Here is a 13,573-nt window from a genome sequence, read left to right on the forward strand (position 1 = left end):
AACAAATTAAACTTGAAACAAAAATAAGTTACATGAAATCAATCATTTTACGAGAAATAAAATCCTTTTTTGGCTCTCCTATTGGCTATTTGGTCATTGCTATTTTCTTAATTAGCAATGGTCTATTTTTATGGGTTTTTGAAGGAGATTACAATATATTAAATACGGGTTATGCAGATTTGACTCCGTTTTTCACATTAGCACCTTGGATTTTAATTTTCCTGATTCCGGCTGTTACGATGAGAAGTTTCTCTGACGAAAAAAAACAAGGAACATTAGAATTACTTCTAACCAAACCCTTATCGATTTGGGAAATTGTAAACGGAAAGTTTTTTGGTTCTCTCCTACTCATCATTTTGGCAATTATTCCAACATTTATATATGTAAAAGTAATTTCTAATTTAGGCTTACCCGAAGGAAATATTGATATGGGAAGCACGATAGGTTCTTACTTTGGATTATTGTTTTTAATTGCTGCTTATTCTGCAATCGGGATATTTACTTCTACCTTATCAGAGAATCAAATTGTAGCTTTTATTATTGCCGTTTTTCTATGTTTTATCTTATATTTTGGCTTTCAAGGTTTAGCTTCGCTGATTCCCGGAAACTCTAATATAATTTCGGCATTTGGTATGCAAGATCATTTTAAGAGTATGAGTCGAGGCGTGATCGATTCTCGCGATGTTATTTACTTTCTAAGCATCACAGTATTATTTCTCTCTTTTACTGTTTATCAATTAAAATCTTTTAAAGCATAATGAAGGCATCTACTCAAAAAAATATCAAAACATTAGGTATTACTGTTTTTGTTTTAATCGTTTTAAATGTGCTAGGAAGTTTATTCTTTCACCGATTTGACTTGACTAAAGACAAACGATATACTTTATCCGAAACTTCTTTGCAAATCGTAAAGCAGGTTAAAAATCCTCTTTCGATCAAAATTTATATGCAAGGCGATTTGCCTGCTGATTTTAGACGTTTGCAACTAGAAACAAAACAATTATTAGAAGAATTTCAAGCCTATAACAGTAATATTGTTTTCGAATTCGTTAACCCAATGGAAAACGGAGAAGAAAATATGGATGTTGTAAAATCTCTGTATCAAAAAGGTCTTACACCCATAAACATTACCGTTGACGACAAAGGAAAACAATCGCAGGCAATGGTTTTTCCGTGGGCAGTGGCAGTTTACAATAACAAGGAAGTAAATATTCCTTTATTGAAAAACATCATGGGTGCTTCGACTACTCAAAAAGTAATTGGATCGATTCAGCATTTAGAATATTCTATTGCAGATGGAATCAATAAAATTACTAAAGACAAACAAAAAAAGGTTGCCATTATAAAAGGAAATGGGGAATTGAACGAAATTCACATTGCTAAGTTATTAAGGCAAATTCGCGAAAGTTATTACATCGGACCATTTACTTTAGATTCTGTTGCTAAAGATCCAAACGGAACTTTAAGTGCTCTAAAAAAATATGATTTAGCTATTATTTCTAAACCTACTGAAGCTTTTTCTGACGAAGAAAAACAAGTTTTAGATCAGTTCATTATGAATGGTGGAAAAACGCTATGGCTAGTTGACCAAGTTGCTGCCGATATGGACAGTTTATATAATCAAGCTGGTGCAACTTTGGCTTATCCAAGAGATTTGAATTTGAATGATATGTTTTTTAAATACGGATTTAGAATTAATCCCGACTTGGTAAAAGACGAACAAGGAAGTCCTATAAAACTAGCAACTGGCGAACAAGGAAGTGCAACTCAATATCAGGATTTTGTTTGGAAATATGCTCCACAAGTATATCCTACAAGTCAGCATCCTATTGTAAAAAACCTGGGCGGAATAAAATTTGATTTTGCCAGCCCGATTGATACTTTGAAAAACGGAATCAAAAAAACTGTTTTGCTACAATCGTCTCAATATTCAAAAACAATTGGAACTCCCTCAGAAATTAATTTGAATATTGTAACAGAGAAAACTTCTCCTCAGGATTATTTAAACAAAGGAAACATTCCGCTTTCTGTTTTGTTAGAAGGCTCTTTCCATTCTGCTTTTGAAAATCGTGTTTTACCTTTTAAAGAAAACTCATTTTTAGCCAAAGGAAAACCAAACAAAATGATTGTTATTTCTGATGGAGATTTAGCCCGAAATCAATTAGACAAAAATATGATGCCGGTAGAACTCGGTTACGATCAACGCACCGGAAACTTGTACGACAACAAAGATTTTATGATGAATTGTATTAATTATCTACTGGACGATACAGGACTTATTAACATTAGAAGCAAAGATGTCAGCTTACCATTATTAGACAAAGAGAAGGTTTACGAAGATTACACAATGACGCAATTCATAACTATCGGACTTCCAATTCTAATTTTATTGGTTTTCGGTATAGCATTTACTTACTTACGAAAAAGAAAGTACAGTAAATAGATGTTAATAAAAAATTTGCAAAACTAAGATTGTTTACGATATATTTGTAAAGTCTATTTTAGTTGATAAAGACTAAAGAAAACAGCAAAAATAAAACAAAAGAGATGAAATTTATAGTATCGAGTTCGTACTTATTAAAACAATTACAAGTTTTAGGTAGTGTAATTAACAGTAACAATACGTTGCCTATTTTAGATAACTTTTTATTTGAATTAGACAGCAATGAGTTGACAGTTTCGGCTTCGGATCTAGAAACTACAATGTCTGCTACATTATCAATTGATTCTACAAGTAAAGGAAGCGTTGCTGTACCTGCTAAACTTTTGCTTGAAATTTTAAAAACATTCCCGGAACAACCTTTAACTTTTACAGTTGAAGAAAACAATACAGTCGAAATTAGTTCAAACTCAGGAAAATATGCATTAGCATATGCTGCGGGAGAAGAATTTCCTAAAGCGGTTCATCTTGAAGAACCATCTGTAACACTTGTTCCTGCAGATGTTTTGGCAACTGCTGTAAGCAAAACTATCTTTGCTGCCGGAAACGATGATTTACGTCCGGTAATGTCTGGAGTTTTCTTTCAATTCTCACCAGAAGGATTAACTTTTGTTGCTACAGATGCTCATAAATTAGTAAAATATGCTCGTACAGATGTAAAAGCATCTCAAGTTGCTGACTTTATTATGCCTAAGAAACCTTTAAATATCTTAAAAAGTATTTTAGGAAGTTCTGATGCCGAAGTAAAAATTGAATACAACGATTCGAATGCGACTTTCTCATTTGATAATTATATTTTAATGTGTCGTTTAATTGATGGTAAATACCCTAACTACGAAGCGGTAATACCTAAAGAGAATCCAAATAAATTAATGATTGACCGTTCTTTATTTTTAAGTTCAGTTAAACGTGTTGCGATTTTCTCAAACAAAACAACACACCAAATTCGTTTAAAAATTGCCGGAGCTGAATTAAATGTTTCCGCAGAAGATATTGATTACTCAAACAAAGCCGAAGAAAGATTGACTTGTGATTATCAAGGAGATGATCTTCAAATTGGTTTCAATTCACGTTTTTTAACTGAAATGTTAACCAATTTACAATCAGATATGATTATGTTAGAAATGTCATTACCTAACAGAGCTGGAATCTTAACACCTGTAGATGGTTTAGAAGAAGGTGAAACTGTCACAATGTTGGTAATGCCTGTAATGTTAAATAGTTAACATCAAAAGTTCTTTTTGTTACAGGGATTTTTTTTAGTTTCGAATTAAAGATATATCATTGTAAAAAAAAAATATCGCTATTAACCAACCATTTTTTATACCTAGAAACCGCAATTCTCTCAAAAGAATTGCGGTTTTTTAGTTTTACACTGTTTTTTTTCAAATTAAAATGCAATGAAACTTTTTGTCGATTTTTACCGCAAAGCACACAGCGTTTTTTTTCTATACTGGAGCTTTATAAAAAAGGGAAAGTTCGCAAAGCTTTGCGAACCTTCCCTTTATAAAAACAATCTAAATATAAAAACCTTTGTGTGCTTTGCGGCTAAATCTCACAACCAACTTGAAACCCAAAACAAATTTTCTTTAACTTTGTAATATGAAAATAGAAATTTGGTCGGACATCATGTGTCCGTTTTGTTATATCGGAAAAAGACAACTGGAAACAGCCTTAGCTGAATTTCCAAATAATGAATTTGAAATCGAGTGGAAAAGTTTTCAGCTTGATCCAACTATTACTCCTCAATCAGGAAAAGATGTTTATACGTTTCTAGCTGAACGTAAAGGTATTTCTGTTGATCAATCTATAGAAATGCATAAAGGTGTTGTAGAACGCGCAAAAAGCGTTGGTTTAGACTATCATTTTGACAAAGCCATAATCTCAAACTCCTTGACAGCACATCGTATTATTCATTTAGCCAAAACTAAAAACTTAGGCGACGAAATGGAAGAAATTTTCTTTAAAGCTTATTTTACTGAAGGAAGGGATTTGAACAACAAACAAACTCTAATTGAATTAGGCACTAGAGCAGGTTTAGACACAAAAGAAGTACAAGAAGTTGTTGAAAATGAAGATCTGTATTTAAATGACGTTCACGCAGATATTCACGAAGCAAATCAAATAGGCGTGCAAGGTGTTCCCTTTTTTGTTTTTGACCGAAAGTACGCTGTTTCTGGCGCACAACCTATTGAAGCCTTTGTACAAACTATTAAAGAGGCACAAAAATAATTTTTAGCTTTTTTACAATAAATTAGCTTTTATTAGACTTTACTAAAAAGCAAGACATGAGTATTCAATGTCTTGCTTTTTTTGTGCAATACTTTATCGTGTTTATAATTTAGTATAACAATATAACTTTATACTTTTTACTTTCAGATATGGCTACTACCAAAACTACATATTAACGATAAAACTACTCCCTTTTCAGGTTTCAAAACCATCAATTACTCATTTAAACTATCGTTTATTACCCTGAAAATGCATAATTATTAAAAAAAAACATATTTTTTTATCAAATTAATCAATCAAACCATCCATATAACAACACAAAAAACCAATACATAACACCTTGACTAACAATACAGTTTACCAAAAAACAATATAAATCCAAATTATTTCCAAGCTACAATTAATATTTTATTACACTCTCTTAAGTTTTCATTTGTAAGATTTTGCAGTATTTTCTTTATATTTGTTTAAGTCAGTTGTTTCCATATTAACTCTAATATCAGAAATTATATGAAAAAAATACCACCGTTCTACTGTCAAATTTCAGCTAATGGAATTCCTTTTCTAATAACTGAAATTGTTCTACTCTTTCTTGACGCATTCAACTCAAAGAATATTAAAATCTCTTTATAATATTATTATCAAGATCCTTTATTAAAAGGGCTTGTAAATTATCATTGTTACATTCTCTAAAACATTTATAAATTATGAAGCAGAATAATTTTTTGTTGTTAGTATTCTTTTGTTCCTCTTTACTTTTATCCAGCTCCATATACGCACAATTAATGGCTGTAGAATCGAAAGACACACTGAATGGAAAACCAAAAGTTACAGCAAGACTTATGGGCCGCCTTAAATTGAACGGAATGTATGATATTAAAGGAAGTCTAAGCGGCAACAGCTCTTTTCTTATTCACAAAAATGATGTCACCGGTACTGATATACCCGCTTTTAGTATGGATATGCGTCAATCTCAATTACGCTTTGTAAGTACAATTCAATTAAATAATGGTAAAGAAATAAAGTCAATGCTTGAAGCCGATTTTGAAGGTGCTAACAACACATCGCAATTTAGACTTCGTCATGCTTATATAAAATATGACCACTGGACAGTAGGACAAACTTGGTCAAATTTTGGAGATTCTTCGCTATGGCCAGCTCCTTTATTAGATTGGGATGGCCCAACCGGTATGGTTCTCTCGCGCAGAATTCAGATTCGTTATACTGCAAACTTTGTAGAAAATGGACATACTGCTTTTGAAATTTCGGCAGAATATATGGAACCACGTCGTTTATACGATTATACATTAAGCCCAAATTATGGCGTCGATTATACTCCCTCTCGGGCTCCTGATGCCGTTGCTGGTATAAGATATGCTTTTGACAATGGAGGTTTTATGAAATTAGCAGGATTATATCGTAGTGTCGCTTATGACTCTAAAAATATTTCAGCAGGAGATACAGACTTTAATTTTGCTTCTAAAAATGGTGGAGGTGTTACTGCGATTACAAGTATATTTTTTAGAAAAAAATCAGGCTTAGTAAACAACTTACAAGCGCAATGGACTATTGGGAAAGGAATTAGTGATTATTTTTTAGCAATTGGCGGCTCAGGTCTTGATGGTTTTGCCAGTTCTGATTTTTCAGGAAAACTAAATCTTTTACCCGTACATGCAGGTTTCATTTCCTACGAACGCTATTTGAACAAAAAATTTCATTCGATGGTAATGGCATCTTACAATCATTTTTATGAAGGCGCAAGTACCCAGGCAGGATGGGATCGAATGACCAATTATCAATTTACTCTAAATGCTTCTTACGATTTTCTTGATTTTCTCACAATTGGAGTGGAACCACAAATTGGCTACAAACAACTACAATATGATAATGGCAATACACAAGGCGCAAATGCAGTCCGAATAAACTTTGGAATGTTATTTAATTTCTAATATCAGGATCAACTCAATAATACAAAATAAAATGAAAAAATTAATACTTGTAGTTTTGTTGTGCATTGCAACAACAATGGCTTTTTCGCAACAAAAGCCCAGAATTATTATCCTTGCCACTGGTGGAACTATTGCAGGCGAAGGAAAATCTGCAGATAAAGCCGGATATACTGCCGGTAAAATTCCAGTATCAGAACTTATAGGAAGCATACCTACCGTAAAATCAATTGCTGATATTACTGGGGAACAAATATCATCTGTAGGCAGTCAAGATATGAGTTTGGAAATATGGCGAAAACTGGCTATTCGTATTAATGAAATATTCAAAAAAAATGAAGCCGATGGTATCGTTATAACTCACGGAACTGATACTCAAGAAGAAACCGCCTACTTTCTTGACCTTGTTGCGGCACATGATTTACCAATTGTACTTACCGGTTCTATGCGTCCGGCAACAGCAATTAGTGCAGACGGCCCAAAAAACCTTTTTGATGCTATTACTGTAGCTGCCGACCCCAAAAGTAAAGGTCGCGGAGTACTGGTTTCTTTTAACGAATCTATATATGATTCCAGAGAAGTAACTAAAACGAGTACAACCAAAGTAAATGCTTTTAAATCTCCAAATTCAGGACCACTTGGAGAGGTTTATGACGGACATGTCGAGTATTATAAATCGTCTTTAAGAGAGACTTCTAAAGGAGGACCTTTTGAAATTAGCAATAATACAAAACTACCAAAGGTTGAAATTGTTTATATGTATGCAGATGCCTCTCCGGATTATATCGATTATCTTGTAAAACAAAAAGTAAACGGTATTATAATCGCTGGTGTTGGAAATGGTAATTTCTCTAAAGCCTTTACTGATGCTATAAAAAGAGCAACTAATGCAAATATTACAGTATGTCGCGCAAGCCGTTGTCTTGAAGGCAGAGTTGTATTAGATGGCGAAACTAACGACAATGAATTGGGAACTATAGTCTCTGATGATCTTAGCCCTCAAAAAGCAAGAATATTATTGATGCTTGGACTTACAAAAACAAATGATAAAAAAGAACTACAGAATTATTTCTTCCGTTTTTAATTATCAAACCTTATTAATCCTAAATAAATCCGTTTATGATATTAGTACAACTGGCCATACTTCTGGCTATGATCTTGATAGGATCTCGTCTTAAGGGTATTGGTCTTGGTGTTATGGGAATGATAGGACTACTTATATTTGTCTTGTTTTTTCATATGCGTCCCGCAGACCCACCCATTGCAGTACTTCTTATTATTTTAGCCATTGTTACCACAGCAGCTACTTTACAAGCTGCAGGAGGTTTAGACTATTTAGTAAGTATTGCTGAAAAAATTATTCGAAGAAATCCTAAACACATCACATTTATAGCACCATTTACAGTTTACTTTTTGTGTTTATTTGCAGGTACAGCACACATTGTATATTCGCTGCTTCCAATTATTGCCGAGGTATCGGCAAAAAAAAGAATACGACCTGAAAGACCATTAAGTATATCAGTAGTTGCTTCTCACATGGCACTTACCGGAAGTCCAATGAGTGCAGCAACAGCTTCATTGGCGGCTATATTAGCCTATTCAACCGCTGTAGTCGACATTATGAAAGTATGCATTCCAGCATGTTTGATTGGAATTGCCGCAGGCGTTTTTTCGGTATGGAAAAAAGGCAAGGAGCTTAATGAAGATCCTGAATTTCTAGAGAAAATGAAAGATCCAATATTTGCAGAAAGCTTAGAGCAAACATCTGAAGCTAATAGAGTCTTAAAACCTGGTGCAAAAACTGCTGTGCTTATTTTTGGCTTAGCCATATTATCAATTATCTTTTTTGGAGCTTTTCCACAATTCCTTCCTAATGTAGGCCCGGGAGCTGCAGGATTTGCTGTTGGTGCAGATGGAGCTGTTAATCTTACCGGATTAATTATAATGATAACATTATCAGCTTCGGCTCTTATAATGATTATTACAAAAACATCGCCAACTTTAGTATCAAAAATGAGTTTATTTACTTCAATGGCAACCGCTTTAGTATCCGTTCTTGGAGTTGTATGGATGAGCGCTACCTTTATGGCTACGAATCAAGGTTTAATAGAAAGTACTTTTCGAGAGATCACGTCAGAGTATCCTTTTACATTTACATTTGCCTTAATTATTATGGGTGCTTTAACTTTTAGTCAGGCTGCGACCACTAAAATTATGATGCCAATAGGCTTATCTTTAGGAATTGGTCAACCACATCTTATTGCGATGTTTCCTGCTGTTAATGCCGATTTTATTTTACCCGGATACCCAACATTGGTTGCTGCAATGGATTTTGACCGTACTGGCACAACTCGTATTGGAAAATATGTAGTAAATCATAGTTTTATGCTACCAGGTCTTGTTACAATCGCCGCAACTGTAGCTTCAGGTTTTGTATTAAGCATGTTTTTATAATAATAAAATCTTAAAAGTTTTCTTTATGATTTTTAAAAAGAAAACTTTTAAGATTTTATTATCGAAAAACTAAGTCAAAACAACAATGTTCTTCGACTTCGATTCGAATAACTATTTCAGAAAAAATCTAGATTCTAAAATCTACAATTTTAAATAACCCCCATTTTCTGCATTAAAAAAGTAGCGCTTTTATTTTTGCAGATTCCATTACGAAGTTTATAATCAAAATGAAGATCATTATTTTTGATTTCAACCTCAAAACACTGATTCGTTAAAATATTAGGATATTCATTTGTTGTTAAACAAACTTCAATATCATGCGTTGCAATAGCACCTATAGCATTCTTAGCCATTATCTTTTTTACAACCTCAATAGTTCCATTTCGTTTATCATCAGAGTTTGTTCCTCTTAAAATTTCATCTAATAAAACAAAAGCAGGACCGTTTTCTAAAGCATCCATAATTTGTTTTAAGCGCTTAATCTCAGCAAAAAAGTACGATTCACTATCAGCCAAAGAATCAGATAATCTCATTGAAACCAAAACAGGCAGCGGATGAATGTTAGCTTTTGAAGCACAAACAACAGAACCAATTCCTCCTAATACCATATTAATACCTAAACTTCTTAAAAAAGTACTTTTCCCAGACATATTTGATCCTGTTAAAATCACAAAATTTTCAGGATAAAAGTGAGTGTCATTTGCAACTCTCGTTGCCGGATTAAGCAAAGGATGACTTAAATCAGAAAATCCAATTTTATACTCCGAATTGATTTCTGGAAACACAAAATCAGGATTATTATAGGCTAAATTCGCTAAACTATTTAAAGCTTCAAATTCACCAATAATTTCAATCCATTTTTCAAGTTCTGTAGAATAGTTTTGTTTCCATTTTAAAAGTGCTTTTAAAACATGAAGATTGAATAAAAAAGTTCCGTTAAACACAATAGCCGTTACTAGATTATTAATTGTATCCATTCTCGAAAATAATTCCGATAATTGTTTCAAATGTGCACTTGCGGTCTCATTCTTAAAAACTAATTGTTTTTGTAAATCTTTTAATTTCTTAGACTGAAACGTTTCTGTTTCAATTTTATCAACTAATAAACTATATTGTTTGATTATTTTATCTACGTTATCAGCTTTAGCAATTTCAGATTGAATTCGTTTGAAAGATTGTCCTAAAACAATCAAATTTGCTATAAAAATATACGTTAGATAGGATAGTAAAATTATTTTTGAAGTAATAAAATATGCTATTAAAAAACCAAAAAATAAAGCAGGAAGAACTACTGAAAATACCACCAATAATTTGGGTAGTACATTATTTTTAAATGAATTCCAATGTAACAGAGAATCATATGAATTTTTAGAATCATTACTGATCATTGCTAAAGCTAAAAAATCCTGACGCCAATCTATTTTAGTTTTTAGCTCGTTAATCGCTTCCTGATTTTCCAGAATCGCTTCATTAGGCAATAACTTTAATAATTGATTTGCTAATGTTTTTTTTCCGATAAAAGTGGCTGTTCTATTTATATTTTGAAACAAAGAATGATCTCCAAAAACATCCAAATCGTAAGCATATGGATGATGAAAATCATTAAATTCGATTCCGTTTTCAAAAGGAATCTTCTCTCTTTTCAAATACGTAATTTCATTTTGATTCATTCTTAAAATTGCTGTAGTCAACTCTTTTTGAAAAGACAATTTCGAATGAATTCGCATTAAAATAATAAAACCAACAAAAGACAAAAAAGCAAAAACTACGTAAAGTATCTCACTTGTCTTGATGTAATAAAACATTAAAAACAAACAAAGAAAAACACTTAACAAACGCAAAAGACTTATGCTATTGTATCTTTTATTGATTCTACTAAAAACTTTACTATAGTGCTCAACTTTATTTTGATATACTTCCATTTTTTAAATTTAATGAAATACAAATATAGTTTTTACACTTACAAAATCACTATTCACGAACAATTGAATTTTAAGTTTCATGCATAACTAAAACTGGAACTGAAACTTCTTTTGCTATTTTTTTCGAAAAACTAGATTCAAAAATACTCTCAAAGAAAGATCTTTTATGTGTTATAGTTGTTAATACATCAACATCTTTATAAAGTATAAAATCAAGAATTGTCTCTTTGACTTCATCACTTGGCAGGACTAAAAATTCTACGTTTTCACCGGCAAATTCTTTTTCCCACTCTTTAATAGTAGCATCAGAAACATCAGTGTTCGAAGTCCTAACATATAAGCTCTTTACTTTTGCATTAGTTTTCTTTGCAATTTCAATTACTTTTCTAAGTTCTGCTTTATCTTTTTCACGATAACGAGTTGTAAAACCAATTATTTTTATCTTTTTATATTTCGCATTTGCAGGAACGCATAAAATAGGAACCTTAACTTCTGAAATTACAGAACTAGTATTTGATCCGGTAAAGAACTTTGTCCAGTCGGAAACACCAGAAGTCCCCATTATTACAAAATCAATTTTATCTTCCTCAATAGCATTCTTTAAATTAAAAATTAAATCCCCATCCATTAAACGATGTTTAATAACAATATCATCTAGTTTTCGTTCCGTAGCAATTGCTCTAAGCTTTGGAATTTCATCTTTAAACATTTCAAATTTTGCCAATTCTATTGAACTATAAATTGAAGCATAATTTTCAGGGAAAAATTGACTATCGTAAACCGGAATCTCAAAAGTATGTAGCAAAACAAGTTCGGCCTTAACGACTTTAGCAAATTCTAAAGCATGAACGAAAGCATTTGTTGCTGCTTCAGAAAAATCTGTGGGAAATAATATCTTTTTCATTTTATTTGAGATTAGGAGGTTTGTTTCTCAAATTTAATCATTATAAAATCAAAACAACCTGATAATTATCAGTATTTTAACATTTAATTTTTACAAAAAATCAACCTTTTAAACAATTAGAACTATTCTTTTCTACAATAGTTCTAATTCGCATCATTAGGGCTTTTTTTATACCTTTGTACTATGATAAATCAAGATTCTATAGTTGCATTAGCCACTCCATCTGGAGCTGGAGCTATTGCTATTATTCGTATTTCAGGCTCAGAAGCAATTTCTATTGGAAATTCAGTTTTTAAATCAATAAAAAACAAAGACCTAACCAAGCAAAAAACACATACTTTACATCTTGGTCATATTGTTGATGATTCAAAAACACTTGACGAAGTATTAGTTTCTGTTTTCAAAGGCCCAAACTCCTATACAGGCGAGAATACCATTGAAATCTCTTGCCATGGATCAACTTACATTCAACAGCAAATTATTCAATTACTTTTACGAAAAGGATGTCGAATGGCGGATGCGGGCGAATTTACCTTGAGAGCCTTCCTTAACGGAAAACTTGATCTATCGCAAGCAGAGGCCGTTGCCGATTTGATTTCATCAGATAACGAAGCATCTCACCAAATTGCAATGCAACAAATGCGTGGTGGTTTTAGTAATGAAATAGCCAAATTGCGTGAAGAACTTTTAAACTTTGCCTCTTTAATTGAACTTGAATTAGATTTTGCAGAAGAAGACGTAGAATTTGCAGATAGAACTCAATTTTATGAATTATTAAATAGAATTGAATTTGTTTTAAAACGCCTAATCGATTCTTTTGCAGTTGGGAATGTTATTAAAAATGGGATTCCTGTTGCAATTGTTGGAGAGCCAAATGTTGGAAAATCAACTTTACTAAATGCTTTATTAAACGAAGAGCGCGCTATTGTTTCTGATATTGCTGGAACAACTAGGGATACTATTGAAGACGAATTAGTTATTGGAGGAATTGGTTTCAGATTTATTGATACTGCTGGAATACGCGAAACAAAAGACGTTGTAGAAAGCATTGGTATTAAAAAAACTTTCGAAAAAATAGATCAGGCACAAGTTGTAATTTATTTATTTGATGGTTTAAAATTTCAGGTTTCAAGCTCTGAGTTTGTTTCTGAAATCGAACAAATAAAAAATAAATATCCGCTAAAACCTTTAGTAATAGTAGTAAATAAAAAAGACATACTATCTATCGACGAAGTTTCAAACATTACAACCAAGTTAGAAAATCTAAATGCAAAACTTTTATTGATTTCGGCGAAAGAAAAAATTGGTGTTGATGACTTAAAAAATGAATTACTTTCTTTTGTTAATACAGGTGCTTTACGCAACAATGAAACCATCGTTACCAACACAAGACATTACGACTCTTTATTAAAAGCTTTAGACGAGATTACAAAAGTAAAATTCGGACTTGAAACAAATCTTTCAAGCGATTTAATTGCACTTGATATTCGCGAGGCTTTATATCAATTCGGATTAATTACTGGCCAAGTATCTAACGACGAATTATTAGGGAATATTTTCGCCAACTTTTGCATCGGGAAGTAAATGACTATACAAGATTTAATAGGAGATTATTCCGTTTCCGGGAGTAATCAAGATGAAACCAATCAAATAACTTATAAAGGAATTGTCGTTT

Annotated in this window: 10 protein-coding genes; 8 read left to right on the top strand and 2 right to left on the bottom strand. The window is 32.3% G+C overall.

Translation table 11 applies throughout. The features are described from left to right. The first annotated feature begins 32 nt into the window (after positions 1-32). The 7 genes from gldF to IW18_RS09305 all read left to right on the top strand — a co-directional run bounded on the left by gldF (position 33) and on the right by IW18_RS09305 (position 9,072). On the top strand, positions 33-758 hold the full coding sequence (gldF, locus tag IW18_RS09270; protein WP_041517326.1) for a gliding motility-associated ABC transporter permease subunit GldF: 726 nt from the start codon (positions 33-35) through the stop codon (positions 756-758). Further along, the gene (gldG, locus tag IW18_RS09275; protein ID WP_041517327.1) at positions 758-2,443 is read left to right on the top strand and encodes a gliding motility-associated ABC transporter substrate-binding protein GldG; all 1,686 of its coding nucleotides are present in this window, start codon (positions 758-760) and stop codon (positions 2,441-2,443) included. The genes gldF and gldG overlap by 1 nt, the downstream gene beginning before the upstream one ends. Positions 2,444-2,547: 104 nt before the next feature. Continuing rightward, positions 2,548-3,666 carry a DNA polymerase III subunit beta gene (gene dnaN / locus IW18_RS09280; protein WP_041517709.1) on the top strand — a complete coding sequence of 373 codons (1,119 nt, stop codon included), beginning with the start codon at positions 2,548-2,550 and terminating at the stop codon, positions 3,664-3,666. A gap of 376 nt (positions 3,667-4,042) precedes the next feature. Continuing rightward, on the top strand, positions 4,043-4,672 hold the full coding sequence (locus IW18_RS09290) for a DsbA family oxidoreductase (RefSeq protein WP_041517329.1): 630 nt from the start codon (positions 4,043-4,045) through the stop codon (positions 4,670-4,672). A gap of 785 nt (positions 4,673-5,457) precedes the next feature. Continuing rightward, positions 5,458-6,621 carry a DcaP family trimeric outer membrane transporter gene (locus IW18_RS09295; protein ID WP_041517330.1) on the top strand — a complete coding sequence of 388 codons (1,164 nt, stop codon included), beginning with the start codon at positions 5,458-5,460 and terminating at the stop codon, positions 6,619-6,621. 31 nt (positions 6,622-6,652) lie between these two features. Then, positions 6,653-7,702, top strand: a complete 1,050-nt coding sequence (locus tag IW18_RS09300; RefSeq protein ID WP_041517331.1) for a type II asparaginase — start codon at positions 6,653-6,655, stop codon at positions 7,700-7,702. 35 nt (positions 7,703-7,737) lie between these two features. Then, positions 7,738-9,072, top strand: a complete 1,335-nt coding sequence (locus IW18_RS09305; protein ID WP_041517332.1) for an anaerobic C4-dicarboxylate transporter family protein — start codon at positions 7,738-7,740, stop codon at positions 9,070-9,072. A gap of 149 nt (positions 9,073-9,221) precedes the next feature. On the opposite strand, the gene IW18_RS09310 is transcribed toward IW18_RS09305, so the two are convergent. Further along, a complete protein-coding gene (locus IW18_RS09310; RefSeq protein WP_041517333.1) occupies positions 9,222-10,994 on the bottom strand; it encodes a MutS-related protein in 1,773 nt (590 codons plus the stop codon). A gap of 70 nt (positions 10,995-11,064) precedes the next feature. Continuing rightward, complete coding sequence (locus tag IW18_RS09315) at positions 11,065-11,898, bottom strand: universal stress protein (protein ID WP_041517334.1); 834 nt, start codon at positions 11,896-11,898, stop codon at positions 11,065-11,067. A gap of 183 nt (positions 11,899-12,081) precedes the next feature. On the opposite strand from IW18_RS09315, the gene mnmE reads away from it, so the two are divergent. Further along, a complete protein-coding gene (mnmE, locus tag IW18_RS09320) occupies positions 12,082-13,482 on the top strand; it encodes a tRNA uridine-5-carboxymethylaminomethyl(34) synthesis GTPase MnmE (protein WP_041517335.1) in 1,401 nt (466 codons plus the stop codon). Positions 13,483-13,573: the final 91 nt, after the last annotated feature.

This window comes from Flavobacterium hibernum (assembly GCF_000832125.1).
Lineage (GTDB): Bacteria > Bacteroidota > Bacteroidia > Flavobacteriales > Flavobacteriaceae > Flavobacterium > Flavobacterium hibernum.